The sequence below is a fragment of the Sphaerisporangium cinnabarinum genome, from assembly GCF_055567015.1.
Genome location: NZ_JBVHRG010000010.1, coordinates 125,226 through 144,384 on the forward strand (window position 1 = coordinate 125,226; position 19,159 = coordinate 144,384).

The window sequence follows — 19,159 nt, forward strand, 5'->3', positions numbered from 1 at the left end:
CCTCAGCGCGGCGCGACGACCTCGAGCACGCGGAACCCCTTCGCGCTCGCGGCGCGCCCGACGACCGCGCCCGGCAGGAGCGGGGGCAGCGCCTCGGCGAGCCAGCGCTGGAGCGAGTCCGAGCCCAGGTTGCGCTGGACCACGAGGTGCGCGCTCGCACCCGGCGCGAGCCGCGGCAGCCAGTGCAGCAGCATGCCGTGCAGGACGTCCTTGCCGACCCGGATCGGCGGGTTCGACCACAGCGCGGCGAGCCGGACGTCGTCGGGCACCTCGTCCGGGAAGACGGCGCGGACGTTGTCCAGACCGAGGCGCTGCGCGTTGCGACGCACGAGGTCGAGCGCGCGCTCGTTGACGTCGACCGCCCACACGGTCGCGTCCGGCGCCTCGAGGGCCATCGTCAGGGCCACCGGACCCCAGCCGCAGCCGAGGTCGAGGACGTGGGCGGGGCCGTCGTCGGGCCGGGCCGCGAGGACGTCGTCGAGCGGCGGCGTGGTGCGCAGCAGCACCTGCGTGCCGAGGTCCAGGCGGCCGGGGGAGAAGACGCCCGAGGCGACCTCGACCTCCACGTCGCGGCCGGCGAGCCGCACCGAGATCGTGCGGCGCTCGGCGGCGGACGCGGGCTGCGCGGTGAAGTAGTGGTCCGGCGCGGGGTCGACGGCGGGGTCCTGGTCCTCGGTCACGTCGGCCGATCCTACGCGGGCGCGCTCGCCGCAGCGGGCGCCGGACCGCTCGTCGTGCGCTTAACCGCTGGCCTCGGGACGATTTCGCGTGCCACGCTTGTTGTCACACCCGGGCGCACGAGCGCCCACCACCGACGGAAGGCGGCACATGAGCCCAACCCCTGCGAACACTCCGAACCCCACCTCGGCTCAGGACGAGCCGACCGGCGCGACGCGGGACATCGCGAGCGACGTCGTGGCGCGGGTGCTCGCTCGGGCCGGGACGGCACGCGCCGAGGGCGGCACGGTCCATGCGGAGCACGACGGCGAGCAGCTCGAGCTCGAGGAGCGCAGCGCGCTGCGCCGCGTGGTCGGCCTGTCGACCGAGCTCGAGGACGTCACCGAGGTCGAGTACCGGCAGCTGCGCCTCGAGAAGGTCGTGCTCGTCGGGCTGTGGAGCCCCGGCTCCGACCCGCGCGAGGACGGCGCGCCCACGTCTGCCGAGGAGGCCGAGATCTCGCTGCGCGAGCTCGCCGCCCTCGCGGAGACCGCGGGCTCCCAGGTGCTCGACGGCGTGATCCAGCGCCGTGCGAAGCCCGACCCGGGCACGTACCTGGGCTCCGGCAAGGCCGCGCAGCTCGCGGACGTCGTCGCCACCAGCGGGGCGGACACGGTCGTGATCGACGGCGAGCTCGCGCCCTCCCAGCGGCGCGCGCTCGAGGACATCGTCAAGGTCAAGGTGATCGACCGGACCGCGCTGATCCTCGACATCTTCGCCCAGCACGCCAAGTCGCGGGAGGGCAAGGCCCAGGTCGAGCTCGCCCAGCTCGAGTACCTCCTGCCACGCCTGCGCGGCTGGGGCGAGTCGATGTCGCGTCAGGCCGGTGGCCAGGTCGGCGGCGCCGGCGCGGGCATGGGGTCGCGCGGTCCCGGTGAGACGAAGATCGAGCTGGACCGGCGACGCATCCGCAACCGGATGGCCAAGCTGCGCCGCGAGATCCAGGCGATGGCCCCGGGTCGGGAGACCAAGCGCGCGTCGCGCAAGCGGCACGCCGTCCCGTCCGTCGCGATCGTGGGCTACACGAACGCGGGCAAGTCGAGCCTCCTCAACGCCATCACCGGCGCGGGCGTGCTCGTCGAGAACGCGCTGTTCGCGACGCTCGACCCCACGGTGCGCCGCACGCGCACCGAGGACGGCCGGGTCTACACGCTCGCCGACACCGTCGGGTTCGTGCGGGCGCTGCCGCACCAGCTCGTCGAGGCGTTCCGCTCGACGCTCGAGGAGGTCGGCGACGCCGACCTGCTGCTGCACGTGGTGGACGCCTCGCACCCGGACCCGGAGGGACAGATCGCGGCGGTGCGCCACGTCCTGGCCGACATCCCGGGCGTGGAGAACGTGCCCGAGGTGATCGTGCTCAACAAGGCGGACCTCGCCGACCCGGAGACGATCGCGCGCATCCGGCTGCGCGAGCGCCGCACGGTCGTGGTGTCGGCGTACACCGGCGAGGGGATCGAGCACCTGCGCGAGCTCATCGCCCACGAGCTGCCGCGCCCGGACGTGGAGATCGACGTCGTCGTGCCGTACCACCGGGGCGACCTCGTGCACCGCGTGCACACCGAGGGCGAGATCGACCACGAGGAGCACACGCCCGAGGGCACGCTCCTGCGCGGTCGCGTCGCCCAGGCGCTCGCGACGGAGCTCGTCGGAGCGTCCGCGGCGAGCTGAGCTCCTCCCGCCGGGACTGCCGGCGGACCGAGCGGCCCGACCTCGTGCGGGCCCGCCGTCCGACCTCGTGGACGACCCCGTGCGGCCTGCGCCGCGCGGGGTCTCCCGTCTCCGCCGCGTCCACAGCCCTCGCCCGCGGCGTGGGCGCCCGACCGTAGACTCGTCGCGTGCCCCCCTCCACCCGAACCGCACCCGTGCCCGACCGTCCGGACACGGAGGCGACGGGCCGGGCCGGGGCGGACGCGGCTGCGTCGGCGTCAGGCGACGTGCCCGCCGTCGAGGAGCTCCTCGACCTCGCGGTCACGCGACTGGGCGGCGCGCGGCGCGACGGCCAGCGGACCATGGCGCGGGCCGTCACGGACGCCATCGAGGGCTCCGAGCACCTCGTCGTCCAGGCCGGGACCGGGACGGGCAAGTCGCTCGGCTACCTCGTCCCGGCGGTGCGCCACGCGGTCGCGACCGACGAGCGCGTCGTCGTCTCGACGGCGACCCTCGCCCTCCAGCGCCAGGTCATCACGCGGGACCTCCCGCTCGTGGCGGACGCCGTCGCGGACCGCCTCCCGCGGCCCGCGTCGATCGCGCTGCTCAAGGGTTGGCACAACTACCTGTGCGTGCACAAGATCGCGGGCGGCTACCCCGCGGACGAGCCCACGCTCTTCGACCTCCCCGGCGAGGCGGCGGGCGCTGCCGACCACCCCGCGGCGCGCGGCGGGACGAGCATGGCGGCCCTCGGCGAGCAGGTCGTGCGCCTGCGCGAGTGGGCCGACGAGACGCCCACGGGCGACCGCGACGACCTCGTCCCCGGCGTGAGCGACAAGGCGTGGCGGCAGGTCTCCGTCACGGCGCTCGAGTGCCTGGGCCAGCGCTGCCCCCTGCTGGCCGAGTGCTTCCCGGAGCGGGCGCGCGCCACGGCGCGCGAGGCGGACGTCGTCGTGACGAACCACGCGATGCTCGGCATCGCGGCCATGGGGTCACCCGGGGTGCTGCCCGAGCACGACGTGCTCGTCGTCGACGAGGCGCACGAGCTCGCGGACCGTGTCACGGCGGCCGCGACGGTCGATCTCTCGGTCCCGGCGATCGAGAGCGCGGCGCGCCTCGCGCGCCGCCACGGCGGGGTCACGACGGACGCGCTCGACGCCGCCTCCGCCGCGTTCGGCACGGTCGTCGGGTCGTTGCCCGCCGAGCGCTTCCCCGACGGCCTGCCGGACGCCGCGCGGTCGGCGGTCGCGGCGGTGCGGGACGCGGCGCGCGAGGTGCTCTCGACGCTCAAGCCCGAGACCGGCGTCACGAAGCCGGCCCAGCCGGACACGGGGTTGAAGATGGCGCAGTCGACGATGCTGCAGCTCTTCGAGGTCGCGGAGCGCATGGCGGCCGACCCCACGGGCCACGACGTGCTGTGGTGCTCGCGGCCCGGGGAGGGCGGCTGGTCCGGCGACCGTTTCGGCGACGGCGCGAGCCGCCTGCACGCCGCCCCGCTCGGCGTGGCGGGCCTCATCCGCACCCACCTGCTCACGGAGCGCACCGGCGTCTTCACGTCCGCGACGCTCGCGCTCGGCGGGAGCTTCGACGCCGTCGCGCGCACGTTCGGGCTCGGCCCCGGGGCGGCGGGCGGCGCCGCGGACGCGGCCGACGGAGACGCGCCGCGGTGGCGCGGGCTCGACGTCGGGAGCCCGTTCGACTACCCGCGCCAGGGCATCCTCTACGTCGCGAAGCGTCTGCCGACGCCCGGCCGGGAGGCGTCCACGGAGCACCAGCTCGACGAGATCGCGGCGCTCGTCGAGGCGGCAGGCGGTCGAACCCTCGGCCTGTTCTCCTCGCGGCGCGCCGCGGTGGCCGCGGCGGAGGCGATGCGCGAGCGGCTGGACGTGCCGATCCTGTGCCAGGGCGACGACCAGCTGCCGACGCTCGTCCGGGAGTTCGCGGAGGACCCGGCGACGTGCCTGTTCGGCACGCTGTCGCTGTGGCAGGGCGTGGACGTGCCCGGGCCGTCGTGCCAGCTCGTGCTCATCGACCGCATCCCGTTCCCGCGCCCGGACGACCCGGTGAAGTCGGCCCGCGCTCGCGCGGTCGAGGCCGCGGGCGGCAACGGGTTCATGCAGGTCTCCGCGACGCACGCGGCCCTCCTGCTCGCGCAGGGCGCCGGACGGCTCGTCCGGTCCACGGCCGACCGCGGCGTCGTCGCGGTCCTGGACCCGCGGCTCGTGACGGCGCGCTACGGGTCGTTCCTCACGCGGTCCATGCCGGGGTTCTGGCAGACGACCGACCGCGACGTGGCCACCGCTGCGCTCCGTCGCCTCGCCGCCCTAGGCTGAGCCCATTCCAGCGACTTCACGGAGGCGACATGACGAGCACGTCACCGCAGGGCACCGGCGACGCGACCACGGGCGGTCCGGGAGGGGGAGCGCGGACCACGAAGCTCGCGATCGTCGGTGCCGGGGCCGTCGGTTCGACGCTGGCGTACGCCGCGCTCATGCGCGGCGCGGCGCGCACGGTGGCGCTCCTCGACGTCAACCGCGCGAAGGTCGAGGCCGAGGTCCTCGACCTCCAGCACGGCATCCAGTTCATGCCCATGGCGCGCGTCGAGGGGTCCGACGACGTCGCGGTGTGCGCGGGGGCCGACGTGGTCGTGGTGACGGCCGGCGCCAAGCAGAAGCCGGGCCAGACGCGTCTCGACCTCGCCGAGGGCACGATCGGTCTCATGCGGACGATCCTCCCGGGCCTCGTGGAGGTCGCTCCGGACGCCGTCTACGTCATGGTGACCAACCCCGTCGACATCGTCACGTACGCGGCGCTCAAGTTCTCGGGGCTGCCCCCGACGCAGCTCTTCGGCAGCGGCACCGTGCTCGACTCCTCGCGGCTGCGGTTCCTCGTCGCGCAGCACTGCGGCGTCGCGGTGCAGAACGTGCACGCATACATCGCCGGGGAGCACGGCGACAGCGAGATCCCGCTCTGGAGCTCCGCGACGATCGGCGGCGCACCGCTGCTCGAGTGGCAGGGCATCGGCGGCCGGGGGCCGCTCACGGGCGACGTGCGCGACGAGATCGCGCGCGAGGTCGTGCAGTCGGCCTACCGGATCATCGAGGGCAAGGGCGCGACGAACTACGCCGTCGGGCTCGCGGGCACCCGGATCATCGAGGCGGTGCTCGCCGACGAGCACCGGGTGCTCCCCGTGTCCACCCTCCTCGACGGCATCTACGGGCTCGAGGACGTGTGCCTCTCGCTCCCGACGCTCGTCGACCGTCGTGGAGCCACGGAGCGTGTCGAGGTCCCGCTGGCGGACGACGAGCTGGCGGGCCTGCGCTCGTCCGCGGAGTCGCTGCGCGCGGTCGCGCGGCGCTTCGGGCTCTGAGCCCGCGGGCCCGGCGGGCCCTGCACGACGAGAGCCGGGTGGTCGAGGGACCACCCGGCTCTCGTGCTGTCCGGACCCTGCTCGCGGTTCGCGCGCAGACTGCGCGGGGACGGTTCAGAGGCTGCGCAGGACGGAGACGACGCGCCCCAGCACCTGGGCGTCGTCCCCGGGGATCGGCTCGTACGCGGCGTTGTGCGGCATCAGCCACACGTGGCCGTCCGCGCGTCGCAGGCTCTTGACGGTCGCCTCGCCGTCGATCATGGCGGCCACGATCTCGCCGTTCTCCGCGACCGGCTGACGGCGCACGACGACCCAGTCGCCGTCGCAGATCGCCGCGTCGATCATCGAGTCGCCCTGCACGCGCAGGAGGAAGAGCTCGCCCTCGCCGACGAGCTGGCGCGGGAGCGGGAAGACGTCCTCCACGACCTGCTCCGCGAGGATGGGACCACCGGCGGCGATGCGGCCCACGACGGGGACGTACGACGGCGCGGGGTGGGCCTCGTCGTACGTGGGCTCGGGTGCTGCCCCGGCGGGCGCGAGGGGGGTGGCACGGCGAGAGTCGTCGGGCTGGACGACCTCGATCGCGCGCGGGCGGTTCGGGTCGCGGCGCAGGAAGCCCTTGCGCTCGAGCGTCGTGAGCTGGTGCTTGACGGAGGACGGGCTGGTGAGCCCGACGGCCTCGCCGATCTCGCGCATGCTCGGCGGGTAGCCGCGCTGCTCGACGCACGCGCGGATGGTCTCGAGCACGAGCCGCTGGCGCGGGGTGAGCCCGTCACCCCCTGCCGACCCGTCCGGCAGCTCGCGCACCTCGGCGAGCCCCCGTGCCCTGTCCGTGCCTCGTCCCGCCATGGTCGCTCCGCCCTCGTCCGTCGCGTGCCACCGGCCCCGGCCGGGCCTGCGGCTTCCCCTCCCGGGGCGTGCACCCCGGGACCTCGGTCGCCTCTCCGGGTCCGAGCGGACATGTCCGGCGAACCGACCTGACCCCAGGTTAGGGGAGGATGCGACACGAATCAAACACCTGTTCGAGCATGTCTCGACTCTGTCGGTCGTTCGTGATAGACCTTCGTACAGATGTTCTACGTACAGGTGTTCGACCGCAGCGGTCGGGCGGGAGCGAGACGGGTGCGCGGGTCCGATCGACCGGGGAAGGCGATCGGGCCCGCGGGCCGGGACGGAGGGGACATGGAGACGATGGCGATGGCGACGCCGACCGGGTTCGCGCGTGGCGGATCGGCGCGGGGTGCGCGGGCGGAGGCTCCGCTGCGCATCACGCGACGCGGTCGGGTGGTTCTCGTCCTGCTCGTGGCGGTCGTGCTCGTGCTCGCCGCGCGCGTCGGCCTGGCGGTCGCCGGCGGGCCGGGCGAGCCGGTCGAGGTGCGCGTCCACGTCGTGAGCTCGGGGGAGACGCTGTGGGAGCTCGCGCAGGGCGTCGCGAACCCCGGTGAAGACCTGCGCGAGGTGGTCAGCGGGCTCGTGGAGCTGAACGGCCTGTCGTCGTCCGGTGTGGAGGCCGGTCAGGCGATCCTCCTTCCCGTCGCCGAGCGGTGACGGGGCACGGCGCGCGAGCCCTCGCGGTGTGACGTAGCGCACGGCGCGGACGGGCGATCGGGCCCGGCGGAGGGTTGCGCCCAGCCGTTAGGTCTGCCTAAGTTAGTGTCACCTCACACGCCGGCTGGGGGGCTGGGCGGACGAGGCGAGGGGTGCGCGGACCACCGCGACTCCTGTGCACGTCGCCGCGCGCGAGGCGAGTCGCGCGCGAGATGGGGACGGGGGCGTCCCGACGGGGGCGGTCGACCACGACCGCCCCCGTTCTGCTGTCCGTGGTCGGGCGGGGCGTCCGGCGTGTTGCACCGTCCGCCCGGGACGGCATACGTTCGTCGCGCCGACCCGTCGGCGCGACCCGCGGAGGAGCCCGCCATGCACTGCCCGTTCTGCCGTCACGCGGACTCCCGCGTCGTCGACTCCCGCACGTCCGACGACGGCGCCTCGATCCGGCGTCGGCGTCAGTGCCCCGAGTGCAACCGCCGCTTCACCACCATCGAGACCGCGAGCCTGTCCGTGGTCAAGCGGTCCGGCGTGACGGAGCCCTTCTCGCGCGAGAAGATCGTCAACGGCGTCCGCAAGGCCTGTCAGGGGCGGCCGGTCAACGAGGACGACCTCGCCGTCCTCGCGCAGCGTGTCGAGGAGACGATCCGCGCGAGCGGCAGCGCCGAGCTCGACGCCTACGAGATCGGCCTCGCGATCCTCGGACCGCTGCGTGAGCTCGACGAGGTCGCCTACCTCCGCTTCGCGAGCGTCTACCAGGCGTTCGACTCGCTCGAGGACTTCGAGAGCGCCATCACGTCGCTGCGCGTGGACCGGGAGGAACGCGAGGCGGCGGCCGGGCGTGCGGCGGCCGAGGCCACCGACGACGGCGCTACCGAGCGTGAGGCGGCACCCCAGGCCTGACAGCCGGACGGCGTACCGCGCCTCCTGCCCGCGCCCCGTGTCCGCGCCACCCGCCCCGGGGCTCGCGCCTCGGGTCGTCGAGGCGCCCCGACGCGGACCCCGCGACGCCGCGCTGGGCAGACGGGCGCACGCGGCAGGCGGGCGCACGCGGCACGCGTGCTACAGGTCGCTCGAGCGCGACGCCCAGATGTTGATGCCCGTGTCCACGGGGAGGGCGTCGACGGCCGCGAGCTCCTCCGGGGAGAGGTCGGGGGCGTCGAGGGCCGCGAGGTTCTCGTCGAGCTGCCGGGTCGAGCTCGCGCCCAGCAGGACCGACGTCACGCGCTCGTCGCGCAGCGCCCAGCGGATCGCCGTGGACGCGAGGGTGCGCCCGTGGGCGCGCGCGAGCTCGTCCAGGTGGCGCACGCGGTCGAGGTTCTCCTCGGAGAGGAACGCCGGGCGCAGCGGACCTCCGCGCGCCGCGCGCGACCCCTCCGGGACCCCGTGGAGGTAGCGGTCCGTGAGCATGCCCTGGGCGAGCGGGGAGAACGCGACGACGCCGAGCCCTTCCGCACCCGCGACGTCGAGCACGCCGGCCCCCGCCTCGTCGTGCGGGTCGGGCGCCTCGACCCACCGGTTGAGCATCGAGTAGGAGACCTGGGTGACGACGAGCTCGACCCCGACGTCGCCCGCGACCCGCAGGGCCTCGCGGGTGCGCCGGGCGGAGTACGACGAGATCCCGGCGTAGCGGGCGCGCCCCGACCGCACGGCCGTCGCCAGCGCGCCGATGGTCTCCTCGAGCGGGGTCGACGGGTCGTAGCGGTGCGAGTAGAAGATGTCGACGTGGTCGAGGCCGAGCCGGCGCAGTGACGCGTCGAGTGACGAGAGCAGGTACTTCCGGGAGCCCCCCTCGCCGTACGGGCCGGGACCCATGCGGTATCCCGCCTTGGTCGTCACGACGAGCTCGTCGCGCACGGGGCGCAGCTCGCGCGCGAGCAGCCGACCCAACGACTCCTCCGCGGCGCCCCCGGGCGGCCCGTAGTTGTTGGCGAGGTCGAGGTGCGTCACGCCACGGTCGACGGCGTGCAGGACGATCTCGCGCTGCGTCGAGAACGGGTCGGCGACCCCGAAGTTCTGCCAGAGGCCGAGTGCGATCTCGGGCAGGCGCAGGCCGCTGCGGCCGAGCGCGCGGTGCGGGAGCACGGCCGGTGCCGGCGCAGGGCGGCCGGCGTCGTCGGCGTCGTCGGTGCGGGCAGGGGCGGGCTGCGGCGTGGGGTCGGGCGACACGCCCCGACGCTACCCGACGGCTCGTGCGGCGCGGTGGCGGAGGCAGCCCGCGCACGGACCGAGCCGGTGGGCCGAGCGGACAAATCAGGTGGCGTCGGGCGGCGCGGTGGGGGAGGCTGACGGGGTGCCCGACGCGTCGGGCCGAACGCAGTGCCCCCACCGAGTTCCCCGTCGACGAGGAGACCGCCATGGCGTCCGACCAGCAGCGACCCGCTGCAGAGACCGCACCGACCGAGGAGGCCAAGGCGAAGTTCCGGGAGGCGCTCGACCGGAAGAACGCCGCACGCCACCGCACGGCGGACGGCGAGTCGAACACGGGCTCCGTGCACGGCTCCGAGACCGTCGGCCCGGTCCAGCGCACGTTCCGCCGCAAGTCCGGCTGAGCCCGAGCCCCACGTCCGGTCGTCCCTCGCGGGGCGGCCGGACGTCGCGCGTCCGGCCACGCGCGGCCTTACGGCTCCGCGCGCGCGAAGCGCCGTCCAGTGATCTCGCGGGCCTCGACCACGACCCACTCCTCGGTCGGGACGTCGACGGTGGGGACGAGCGGGTCCGCGCCGTCCTGGACGGCCTCCACCTCGTGCTCGGTCCGGCTCCGGTGGGCGGTCCCGCGCACGACCACGCTCCACGCGCCGTCGTCGTCGACGTGGTCCCACTCGAGCGCGACCCGCTCGTTGGTCGCGAGCGTCGCGAGCTTGGTCCCCGGCACGGTGCGGAACCCGAGCGTGCGCTCGTGCACCAGCACGGTGACGGGGTAGATGTCCGGCTCGCCCCGCACGCTCACGGCGAGGCGTGCGACGTGGGTCCCCTCCACGAGGTCCCACGACGCGTCGGCGTCGAGGATCTGCGGCCCGTCGTGCATGTATCCGGTCATGCCTCATCGTGGCACCGGCGCGCGAGAGGCGCTCAGCGGCGAAGGTCACGGCCACCGGGGACCTTCGCCGCGTGCGGACGGACCGCGCGCGGCGAAGGTCTTCCGGGCTGTGTCAGTCGAGGATGCGCAGGGCGATCGTCTGCTCCATCGCGGCCAGCGCCTCGATGACGGCCGGCTCCACGCGCGAGCCGACGTCGGTGACGACGTAGCCGATCTCGCCGCGCGTGGCGAGGAGCTGGCCCTCGATGTTCGTCCCGTGCTCGGCGAGGGTCGCGTTGACGGCGGCGAGGACGCCGGGGGTGTTGCGGTGCAGGTGCGTGATGCGCGTGATGCCCGTCGTCTGCTCGAGCGCGAGGTTGGGCACGTTGACGCTGAGCGTCGTCGAGCCGGTGGTGAGGTAGTCGCGCAGCTTGGCGGACACGAACTGCCCGATCGCCTCCTGCGCCTCCTCCGTCGAGCCGCCGATGTGCGGCGTGAGGATGACGTTCGGCAGGCCGCGCAGCTCGGAGTCGAACGCGTCGCCCTTGCGCTTGGGCTCGTGCGGGAAGACGTCGACCGCCGCGCCGGCCACGCGGCCCTCGACGATCGCCTCGCGCAGTGCGCCGTAGTCCACGACGAACCCGCGCGACAGGTTGAGGAAGATCGAGCCCTGGCGCATGCGGGCGAACTGCTTGGCGCCGAACAGCCCGGCGTTGCCCTGACGCCCGTCGACGTGGAGCGTGACGACGTCGGCCTGCTCGAGCAGCTCGTCGAGCGTGTCCATGCGGCGCGCGTTGCCGAGCGCGAGCTTCTCCGCCGTGTCGTAGAAGACGACCGACATGCCGAGGTTCTCGGCGACGACCGAGAGCTGCGTGCCGATGTTGCCGTAGCCGACGATGCCGAGCGTGCGGCCGCGGACCTCGTGCGCACCCTCCGCCGACTTGTCCCAGCGACCCTCGTGCAGCGCGCGGTCGCGCTCGGTGAGGCGGCGTGTGAGCGCGATGATCTCCGCGAGCGCGAGCTCGACGACGGAGCGCGTGTTCTGGAACGGCGCGTTGAACACGGCGACGCCCTGCGTCGCGGCGGAGCGCAGGTCGATCTGGTTCGTGCCGATGCAGAACGCGCCGAGCGCCACCAGGTCGGGGGCGTTCTCGAGCACGTTCGCCGTGACGTTCGTCTTGGACCGGATGCCGAGCAGGTGGACGCCGTCGAGCGCCTCGATCAGCTCGGACTCGTCGAGGGCCCCGGTGCGGACGGTGACGTCGATGCCCGCGGCCTCGAGGTTCGAGGCGGCGAGGGGGTGCAGGTTTTCGAGGAGGAGGGCGCGTAGCACGCCCCCATGGTGCGCCCGGTCCGCGGTCCGGACCAAACGGGTCTTGACCCTCGGGACGAGGTGAACCCGCGCCCGGACGGGACCTCCGTCAGGCCTCGGCCCCCGGTGCGGCGCCCCGTGCGGCGACTCGTGCGTCGTCGGACGGCGCGGGCGCGATGCCGGCGGGCAGCGGGAGCGCGTGCACGACGACGAGGCGCTGCGTCGGTCGCGTCATGGCGACGTACAGGTCGGACGCACCCGACGGCCCGGTCGCGACCTCGGCGGGCTCGACGAGCACGACGGCGTCGAACTCCAGGCCCTTGACCTGCACCGGGTCGAGCACGACGACCGGGTCCTCCCCGCCCGCGTCGGCGAGCCCGAGCGCGGCCCGCAGGGCGGGGACCGCGGGCGCGGCCGCGACGACGGCGACCCGGCCGGACTCCGCGGCGACGAACTCCGCGCGCGCTGCCTCGGCCTCCGCTCGCACCCGTGCCTCGAGCGCGCCCGGTGCCACCGAGACCACGCGCAGGGCGTCCTCCACGTCGCGCGCGGACGTCAGCGGCGAGACCGGGAGGCCGGCCGCGACGGCCGCGCGTCGGGCCGCGTCCGCGACGGAGGCCGGGGTGCGGTAGTTGACGGTGAGCTCCGCGAGCCGCCACGCGTCGCGGAAGACCGGGTCGAGCATGCCCTTCCACGACCGTGCGCCCGCGAGCGACGACGTCTGGGCGACGTCGCCCACCACCGTGAACGACCGCGTCGGGCACCGGCGCACGAGCATGCGCCACGCCATGGCGGACAGCTCCTGGGCCTCGTCGACCACCACGTGGCCGTAGGTCCACGTGCGGTCCTGCGCGGCGCGCTCGGCGGTGGTCAGGCGCGGGCCGCTCGCGGCGAACCGCTCGGCGAGGACGTCGGCCCCGACGATACCGCCGCCCGCACCGGACGACTCGAGCACCTGCCGCGCGTACTCGAGGTCCTGCGCGCGCTGCGCCGCGCGCGCGGCGGCCTCGGCCCGTTCCGCCTGGTCGTCCTCGCCGAGCAGCTCCGCCGCCTCGTCGAGCAGCGGGACGTCCGCGGGCGTCCAGGGCGCACCCTTCGGTCGCTCGAGCAGCCTCCGGTCCTCGGGCGAGAGCTCGGGCGCGGCCTCGGCGAGCCGGTGGGGCTTGGTCCACAGGTCCTCGACGAGGCGCTCGGGCGTGAGCGGCAGCCAGGCCAGGTTGAGCGCGACGCGCACGTCGCGGTGGGAGCGCAGGTCTTCCAGCGCGAGCGCGCGGTCCTCGCCCACGAGCGGCTCGCCGAGCTGGCGCCCGTACTGCTCGACGAGGCGCGAGAGCATCTCGCGGACGAACGTGACGCGCGCGAGGTTGTGCGGCTTGTGGGTGCGCCGCGCCTTCGCGATGGCGTCGCGCACGTCGCGGCGGCGGATGACGAGGTCGTGGCCGTCGAGCCGGACCGGCACGTCGGCCGCGGGCACGCGCTCGCGCGCGCGCACCGCGCGACGTACCGCCCGGGCCATGACCGCCCGGCCCTTGACGCGCGCGACGCGCGGGTCCTCCTCGCCGTCGGCGACGACGCCCGGCAGGAGGTCGGCGATCGTGGTGCTCACGACGCCGGTCTCGCCGAGCGACGGCAGCACCTGGTCGATGTAGCGCAAGAAGGAGAGGCTCGGGCCCACGAGCAGCACGCCCGAGCGCTCCAGCAGCCGCCGGTGCGCGTACAGCAGGTAGGCCGCGCGGTGCAGCGCGACCGCCGTCTTGCCCGTGCCCGGTCCGCCCTGGACGACGAGCGCCCCCGCGAGCTCGGAGCGGATGATCGCGTCCTGCTCCGACTGGATGGTGGCGACGATGTCGCCCATGCGTCCCGTGCGGCCCGCGGCCATCGCGGCGAGGAGCGCGCCCTCGCCCGAGAGCGTCGTGCCGGTCACGGCCTCCGGCGCGTCGAGGTCGAGGAGCTCGTCCTCGAGCCCCGTCACGGCACGACCGCGCGTCACGAGGTGCCGCCGGCGCACGACGCCGTCCGGGTGGGCCGCCGTCGCGCGGTAGAACGCCTGGGCGGCGGGCGCGCGCCAGTCCGTGAGGAGGCTCGAGTGCTCGGCGTCGGTGAGGCCGATGCGCCCGACGTAGCGCAGGGTGCCGTCGTCGAGGTCGAGCCGGCCGAACGCGAGCCGGTCCTCGACGGCGTCGAGCTGCGCGACGCGGTCCTCGTACAGCGTCGCGAACGCGTCCCGCTCGCTGCGGTTCTGCGGCGAGCCCGACGGGCCGGACCGCCGGACCTCGTCGAGGCGTGCTCGGGCGGCCGCCCGCAGCTCGTCGAGGCGCGCGTAGAGGGTGTCCACGACCTCCTGCTCGAGCCGGAGCTCGTCGTTGCGTCCCACGCTGTCCCTTCCTCGACCTGCGGCGCGCCGCCCGCGCGGCCGTCCATTATGGCGTACGACCGCCCTCCCGGGGGCCGCCGCCCGGCGCGTCCCGGTGCACCGACCGGGCCGGACGCGCGCCTGCGGCTAGGATCGTGGCCCATGGCGACCAGAGGGGAGCGGGCGTCGTGACCGGGAGCGAGCATCGAGCCCCGGGCCGACCCTCCGCACGGGGCGACGACGCCGCCGGACCGGACCAGGCGCTCTCCGGGCGCGCCGTGCTCGCCCCGACCGACGAGCTCCGGATCCTGCTCGTGGAGGACGACGACGGCGACGCGGTCCTCGTCGAGGAGCTGCTGGCGGACGGCGACCTCAAGGTCGAGCTGCATCGTGCGACGACCCTGGACGCCGCCCTCGAGATGGTCGTGTCCCACGACGTCGACTGCGTCCTGCTGGACCTGGGCCTGCCCGACTCGGTGGGCCTGTCCGCCGTCGAGCGCGTGCGTGCCGGGTCGCGGCCGCCGGCGCTCGTCGTCCTGACCGGCCACTCGGGCATCGACCTCGGGGTGCAGGCGGTCGCCGCGGGCGCCGACGACTACCTCGTCAAGGGCGAGGTCGACGGCGACCTGCTCGGGCGGTCGGTGCGCTACGCGATCCAGCGGCGCATGTCCGTCGAGCAGCAGCGCGCGCTGTACCGCAGCGAGGTCCGCGCAGCCGAGACGGCGCGCCTCGAGCGCGCGCTCCTGCCGACCCCGCTCGTGCAGGACGACCGGCTCGACATCATGGTGGGCTACGTGCCCGGCGGCAACGGCCTGCTCGGCGGCGACTTCTTCGACGCGGTCGAACGCCCGGACGGGACCGTCCTGTGCGTCATCGGGGACGTCGCAGGGCACGGCCCGGACGAGGCCGCGCTCGGTGCGACGCTGCGCACGGCATGGCGCACCATCGTCCTCAGCGACACCCAGCCGGAGGCGATCCTGCCGCTGCTCGAGCGCGTGCTCGTGCCCGAGCGCGCGCGGTCGGAGGTGTTCGTCACGCTGTGCCAGGTCGTCGTCTCCGCGGACCGTCGCAGCGCGGAGGTGTACCTGGCGGGACACCTCGCGCCGCTGCTCCTGCGCGACACGGCGTCGGAGATCACGCCGACCGCCCGCGGCCGCGCCCTGGGGATCCCGGTCGCGGGCGGGTGGACGTCGCAGCCGGTCGAGCTCGGCGAGCGCTGGGCGCTCATGCTCTACACCGACGGCCTCGTCGAGGCGACCGTCGCGGGCGCCGGGACGGGCGACGCGCGCACCCGCCCCGAGCGCGTCGGCGTCGACGGCCTGCGCCGCGCCGTGGACAGCGCCCTGGAGCAGGGCGTCGAGGGCGTCGTCGAGCGGGTCTTCCGTCGCGTGCGCGACCTCCACGGCGGCCCGCTCGCCGACGACGCGGCCCTCCTCGTCCTCGGGTGGGGCGGCGACGGCACCTCCCCGGGCGAGCGGTCGGCGACCCTCGCGGACTCCGACGAGTGGTCCCGGTGAGCGCGGCAGGAGACCGCAGGCGCGCGGGCGAGCGTCGTGCCCCGACGCTGCGGCGGCGGCTCGGCTGGGCGCTCGTCGTCGCCGGCGTGATCCTCCTGGGTGTCCTCGCGACGTCCGCGATCGCCCTCTCGCGCGTCCTGACGATCCAGACGGACGTGACGGGGCCCTTCTTCGACGCCGTCACGCAGGCGGACGGCGCGTACGTGGGCCTGCTCGACGCCGAGGTCGCCGTGCGCGCGTACGTCGCCACGGGCGACGACACGGCGCTCGAGGCCTACACGCGCGCCGTGGAGGTCGACGCCGCCGGCGTCGTCCCGGACGCCGGGCCGGTCGACCGCCTCGACCTCGACGACGAGCTCGCCGCCGCACGGGCGCAGGCCGAGTCCTCCGTGCGCGCCTGGGTCTCCGAGTACGCCGAGCGGGCGATCGCGACGACCGAGCAGGACGGCCCGGGGCGGGTCCGCGCCGTCGACCAGGCGCGCGGGAGCGAGCTCTTCGGGGCGGCGCGCGCGGACACCGCGCGCTACGACGACGCGCTCCGCGCCGAGCGCGTCGAGCGTCTCGACGCGCTCGACCGGTGGAGCCGCGCCCTGTTCGGGAGCGTGCTCGTCCTCGTCGGCTCGGCGCTCGCGGTGGGCATCATCCTGTGGGTCTGCCTCAAGCGCTGGGTGACCGAGCCGATGGCGGAGCTCGCGCACCGCGTGCGGCTCGTGAGCTCCGGGAGCCTCGACGAGCCGGTCGTCACGTCCGGGCCCGCCGAGATCGCGGACCTCGCGCAGGACGTCGAGCACATGCGCGTCGAGCTCGTGAACCAGGTCGCGGAGATCAAGGCGTCGCACGAGGACGCGGCGCGCTCGCACGAGCTCCTCGCCGAGCAGGCGCGCGAGCTGGAGCGCTCGAACCGGGACCTGGAGCAGTTCGCGTACGTCGCCTCGCACGACCTCCAGGAGCCGTTGCGCAAGGTCGCGAGCTTCACGCAGCTCCTCAAGAAGCGCTACGGGGGCGAGCTCGACGACCGCGCCGACCAGTACATCGACTTCGCGGTCGACGGCGCGAAGCGCATGCAGCGCCTCATCCAGGACCTGCTCGGGTTCTCCCGCGTCGGCCGGACGGGCACCGAGCGGGTCGACGTCGACCTCGAGCACGAGCTCCGGGGCGTGCTCGAGGACTTCTCCGAGAAGATCGCGGAGTCCGGGGCGCGCGTCACGCACGACCCCCTCCCCGTCGTCGTGGGGGAGCAGGCGCTCCTGCACCAGCTGCTCGCGAACCTGGTCGGCAACGCGCTGAAGTTCCGTCACCCCGACCGGCCGCCCGTCGTGCACGTGGGCGTGCTCGCGCGCGACACCCACTGGGAGCTGTCGGTCGAGGACAACGGGATCGGCATCGACCCGCAGTACGCCGACCGCGTGTTCGTCATCTTCCAGCGGCTGCACGCCAAGGACGTCTACGAGGGCACGGGCATCGGCCTCGCGCTGTGCAAGCGCATCGTCGAGTACCACGGCGGGCGCATCTGGATCGAGCCGCGCGAGGGCGGGACGACCATCCGCTTCACGCTCGCCCACGCCTACGTGCAGGCGCAGGTCGGCTACGCTCGCTCCGACCCCGGCGGCGCCGGTCCGGACGCTCCGGCCCCCGCGCGCCCCGACGACGAGGAGAGCACCGCATGAGCCACGGCAGCAAGCCGATCGACGTCCTCCTGGTGGAGGACGACCCGGGCGACGTGCTCATGACGCGCGAGGCGTTCGAGGACCACAAGGTCACCAACCGCCTCTCGGTGGTGTCCGACGGCGTGAGCGCGCTGCAGTTCCTGCGCAAGGAGGGCGAGCACGCGGGCGCGCCGACGCCGGACCTCATCCTCCTCGACCTCAACCTGCCCCGGATGGACGGGCGGGAGGTCCTGGCCGAGCTCAAGGCCGACGACGCGCTGCGCAAGATCCCCGTCGTGGTGCTCACGACGTCGGAGGCCGAGGAGGACGTGGTGCGCAGCTACTCGCTGCACGCCAACGCCTACGTCACCAAGCCGGTCGACTTCGACCGGTTCATCGACGTGGTGCGGCAGATCGACGACTTCTTCGTCTCCGTGGTGCGGCTCCCCGGTCGCTGACCGCCGGCACCGACCGGCCGGGAATGATCCCCGGCCCGGGTCGCGTTACCTCGTCAGGCCCGCAGCGCGCCACCGGCGGCGCACGGGCGAAGGACGTGACGAGGAGGATGCATGCTGGACCCTCGCGGGATCTACGAGCTCGACGAGCAGGCCGTGGCGCGCCTGTGGCCCACGCCGCCCGAGGCGGGCTCCGGGCCGGTGCTGCTGCACGCGGTGGCGGGGTTCGTCGACGCGGGCAGCGCGGGAGAGGTGGCCGTCGACCACCTGCTGGAGATCGGTGAGGTCACCCGCCTGGTGACGTTCGACGCCGACCAGCTCATCGACTACCGCTCGAAGCGGGCCACGATGACCTTCAGCACGGACCGCTGGTCCGACTACGACGAGCCGTACCTCGTCGTCGACCACGTGCGCGACGCCGAGGGCACGGGCTTCCTGCTCCTGCACGGCGCCGAGCCCGACGTCCAGTGGGAGCGCGTGGTCGCCGCGGTGCGCGACGTCGTCGAGCGCCTGGGCGTCTCGCTCGTCGTGGGCTTCCACGGCATCCCGATGGGCATCCCGCACACGCGGCCGCTCTCCGTGACGGCGCACGCGACGCGCCCCGAGCTGCTCGGTGAGCACACGTCGTGGTTCGGGACGGTCAAGGTCCCGGCGAGCCTCGCGGCGCTCCTCGAGCTGCGGCTCGGCCGCGCCGGCCACGACGCCGTCGGCTACACCGTGCACGTGCCCCACTACCTCGCCCAGTCGTCGTACCCGCCGGCGGCGGTCGTCGCGCTCGAGCACGTCCAGCGCGTGACGGGACTCGACCTCGCCACGAGCGGCCTCGCGGAGGCGGTCCAGGACGCGAAGACCGAGGTCGAGCGTCAGGTGCGCGACTCCGAGGAGGTCGCGGCGGTGGTCCGGGCCCTCGAGGAGCAGTACGACGCGTTCGCCCGTTCGGTCGGGCGCACGAGCCTGCTCGCCGAGTCGGCACCGATCCCCACGGCCGAGGAGCTCGGAGCCGAGTTCGAGCGCTTCCTCGCGCAGCAGTCGGGGGAGTGACGGCGCGCTCGCTCCCGTCGGGGAGTATGTGCCGAAAAATCGGCACGAGAGGGTCTGTTCTCCGTGGCGGACCTGACGTGGTCCATGCCACACTGTGACCCGTTGCAGTGACGTACTTGCGCACGACCCGGTGCAGGGCCGGTACGTGGGTCCGCCCGGCGGGGTGGTCCGGCGTCGGTCCTGCCGGCCGCACACGGCCGGGCGCCGGCGAAGGACGTGGGACATGGCATTGCGGCGCACGGGGGTGGACGAAGGGTCCGCCTGCTGATGTCCCCGGATGGACAGAAGGTCAGAGGAACAGCATGGCGCAGGGTTCTGTGAAGTGGTTCAACGCCGAGAAGGGCTACGGCTTCATCGCGCAGGACGGCGGCGGTGCCGACGTCTTCGTGCACTACTCGGCGATCGAGTCGAACGGGTACCGCACGCTCGACGAGGCGCAGCGGGTCGAGTTCGAGATCACCCAGGGGCCGAAGGGCCCGCAGGCGGAGAAGGTCCGCCCGCTCTGACGTCCACGACGTCCTGCGGTCGGGTCGCCCG

The 19,159-nt window shown here is 74.6% G+C and carries 17 protein-coding genes; 11 read left to right on the forward strand and 6 right to left on the reverse strand.

Annotated elements, in window-relative coordinates; translation table 11 throughout:
• Positions 1–2: 2 nt before the first annotated feature.
• Positions 3–680 (reverse strand): methyltransferase, encoded by a 678-nt coding sequence (locus tag ACZ4MO_RS15050; RefSeq protein ID WP_175009556.1) that lies wholly within the window; start codon positions 678–680, stop codon positions 3–5.
• A 148-nt stretch (positions 681–828) separates the two neighbouring features.
• Between ACZ4MO_RS15050 and hflX the strand changes: the two genes are divergently transcribed.
• The 3 genes from hflX (at position 829) to ACZ4MO_RS15065 (ending at position 5,734) form a co-directional block, all read left to right on the forward strand.
• Positions 829–2,385 carry a GTPase HflX gene (hflX, locus tag ACZ4MO_RS15055; protein WP_175009555.1) on the forward strand — a complete coding sequence of 519 codons (1,557 nt, stop codon included), beginning with the start codon at positions 829–831 and terminating at the stop codon, positions 2,383–2,385.
• Between the two features lie 266 nt (positions 2,386–2,651).
• Positions 2,652–4,697 carry an ATP-dependent DNA helicase gene (locus ACZ4MO_RS15060; protein WP_255437336.1) on the forward strand — a complete coding sequence of 682 codons (2,046 nt, stop codon included), beginning with the start codon at positions 2,652–2,654 and terminating at the stop codon, positions 4,695–4,697.
• 29 nt (positions 4,698–4,726) lie between these two features.
• Complete coding sequence (locus tag ACZ4MO_RS15065) at positions 4,727–5,734, forward strand: L-lactate dehydrogenase (protein ID WP_021479748.1); 1,008 nt, start codon at positions 4,727–4,729, stop codon at positions 5,732–5,734.
• A 114-nt stretch (positions 5,735–5,848) separates the two neighbouring features.
• Here the strand turns inward: ACZ4MO_RS15065 and lexA are convergent, their stop codons facing one another.
• On the reverse strand, positions 5,849–6,583 hold the full coding sequence (gene lexA / locus ACZ4MO_RS15070; RefSeq protein ID WP_074810036.1) for a transcriptional repressor LexA: 735 nt from the start codon (positions 6,581–6,583) through the stop codon (positions 5,849–5,851).
• 435 nt (positions 6,584–7,018) lie between these two features.
• On the opposite strand from lexA, the gene ACZ4MO_RS15075 reads away from it, so the two are divergent.
• Both ACZ4MO_RS15075 and nrdR read left to right on the forward strand, forming a co-directional pair.
• On the forward strand, positions 7,019–7,282 hold the full coding sequence (locus ACZ4MO_RS15075; protein ID WP_186810469.1) for a LysM peptidoglycan-binding domain-containing protein: 264 nt from the start codon (positions 7,019–7,021) through the stop codon (positions 7,280–7,282).
• 369 nt (positions 7,283–7,651) lie between these two features.
• Positions 7,652–8,182 (forward strand): transcriptional regulator NrdR, encoded by a 531-nt coding sequence (gene nrdR / locus ACZ4MO_RS15080; protein WP_175009553.1) that lies wholly within the window; start codon positions 7,652–7,654, stop codon positions 8,180–8,182.
• Between the two features lie 159 nt (positions 8,183–8,341).
• Here nrdR and ACZ4MO_RS15085 read toward each other — a convergent pair whose 3' ends face one another.
• Positions 8,342–9,364, reverse strand: a complete 1,023-nt coding sequence (locus ACZ4MO_RS15085) for an aldo/keto reductase (RefSeq protein WP_175009638.1) — start codon at positions 9,362–9,364, stop codon at positions 8,342–8,344.
• Between the two features lie 272 nt (positions 9,365–9,636).
• Between ACZ4MO_RS15085 and ACZ4MO_RS15090 the strand changes: the two genes are divergently transcribed.
• Positions 9,637–9,831 (forward strand): DUF5302 domain-containing protein, encoded by a 195-nt coding sequence (locus ACZ4MO_RS15090; RefSeq protein ID WP_031316400.1) that lies wholly within the window; start codon positions 9,637–9,639, stop codon positions 9,829–9,831.
• Positions 9,832–9,899: 68 nt separating this feature from the next.
• Here the strand turns inward: ACZ4MO_RS15090 and ACZ4MO_RS15095 are convergent, their stop codons facing one another.
• The 3 genes from ACZ4MO_RS15095 to ACZ4MO_RS15105 form a co-directional block, all read right to left on the reverse strand.
• Positions 9,900–10,319: a pyridoxamine 5'-phosphate oxidase family protein gene (locus tag ACZ4MO_RS15095; RefSeq protein ID WP_074810039.1), complete on the reverse strand. Its 420-nt coding sequence runs from the start codon at positions 10,317–10,319 to the stop codon at positions 9,900–9,902.
• Between the two features lie 112 nt (positions 10,320–10,431).
• Positions 10,432–11,631 carry a phosphoglycerate dehydrogenase gene (serA, locus tag ACZ4MO_RS15100; protein WP_108050173.1) on the reverse strand — a complete coding sequence of 400 codons (1,200 nt, stop codon included), beginning with the start codon at positions 11,629–11,631 and terminating at the stop codon, positions 10,432–10,434.
• An 88-nt stretch (positions 11,632–11,719) separates the two neighbouring features.
• Positions 11,720–13,984: an AAA family ATPase gene (locus tag ACZ4MO_RS15105; RefSeq protein WP_175009552.1), complete on the reverse strand. Its 2,265-nt coding sequence runs from the start codon at positions 13,982–13,984 to the stop codon at positions 11,720–11,722.
• 167 nt (positions 13,985–14,151) lie between these two features.
• On the opposite strand from ACZ4MO_RS15105, the gene ACZ4MO_RS15110 reads away from it, so the two are divergent.
• The 5 genes from ACZ4MO_RS15110 to ACZ4MO_RS15130 all read left to right on the forward strand — a co-directional run bounded on the left by ACZ4MO_RS15110 (position 14,152) and on the right by ACZ4MO_RS15130 (position 19,128).
• A complete protein-coding gene (locus ACZ4MO_RS15110) occupies positions 14,152–15,480 on the forward strand; it encodes a PP2C family protein-serine/threonine phosphatase (RefSeq protein WP_342779603.1) in 1,329 nt (442 codons plus the stop codon).
• The gene (locus tag ACZ4MO_RS15115; RefSeq protein ID WP_175009551.1) at positions 15,477–17,147 is read left to right on the forward strand and encodes an ATP-binding protein; all 1,671 of its coding nucleotides are present in this window, start codon (positions 15,477–15,479) and stop codon (positions 17,145–17,147) included. Before ACZ4MO_RS15110 ends, ACZ4MO_RS15115 begins: the two co-directional genes overlap by 4 nt.
• Entirely contained in the window at positions 17,144–17,584 is a 441-nt protein-coding gene (locus tag ACZ4MO_RS15120) for a response regulator (protein WP_021482350.1), read from the forward strand. The genes ACZ4MO_RS15115 and ACZ4MO_RS15120 overlap by 4 nt, the downstream gene beginning before the upstream one ends.
• Positions 17,585–17,695: 111 nt before the next feature.
• Positions 17,696–18,622 carry a PAC2 family protein gene (locus ACZ4MO_RS15125; RefSeq protein ID WP_175009550.1) on the forward strand — a complete coding sequence of 309 codons (927 nt, stop codon included), beginning with the start codon at positions 17,696–17,698 and terminating at the stop codon, positions 18,620–18,622.
• Positions 18,623–18,924: 302 nt separating this feature from the next.
• Positions 18,925–19,128 carry a cold-shock protein gene (locus ACZ4MO_RS15130; RefSeq protein WP_034655075.1) on the forward strand — a complete coding sequence of 68 codons (204 nt, stop codon included), beginning with the start codon at positions 18,925–18,927 and terminating at the stop codon, positions 19,126–19,128.
• The last annotated feature ends 31 nt before the right edge of the window (positions 19,129–19,159 follow it).

Coding starts and splice junctions, on each gene's coding strand:
- hflX (WP_175009555.1), top strand. CDS start 829: ATGAGCCCAACCCCTGCGAACACTCCGAACCCCACCTCGGCTCAGGAC.
- ACZ4MO_RS15065 (WP_021479748.1), top strand. CDS start 4,727: ATGACGAGCACGTCACCGCAGGGCACCGGCGACGCGACCACGGGCGGT.
- lexA (WP_074810036.1), bottom strand. CDS start 6,583: ATGGCGGGACGAGGCACGGACAGGGCACGGGGGCTCGCCGAGGTGCGC.
- nrdR (WP_175009553.1), top strand. CDS start 7,652: ATGCACTGCCCGTTCTGCCGTCACGCGGACTCCCGCGTCGTCGACTCC.
- ACZ4MO_RS15090 (WP_031316400.1), top strand. CDS start 9,637: ATGGCGTCCGACCAGCAGCGACCCGCTGCAGAGACCGCACCGACCGAG.
- ACZ4MO_RS15095 (WP_074810039.1), bottom strand. CDS start 10,319: ATGACCGGATACATGCACGACGGGCCGCAGATCCTCGACGCCGACGCG.
- ACZ4MO_RS15120 (WP_021482350.1), top strand. CDS start 17,144: ATGAGCCACGGCAGCAAGCCGATCGACGTCCTCCTGGTGGAGGACGAC.
- ACZ4MO_RS15125 (WP_175009550.1), top strand. CDS start 17,696: ATGCTGGACCCTCGCGGGATCTACGAGCTCGACGAGCAGGCCGTGGCG.
- ACZ4MO_RS15130 (WP_034655075.1), top strand. CDS start 18,925: ATGGCGCAGGGTTCTGTGAAGTGGTTCAACGCCGAGAAGGGCTACGGC.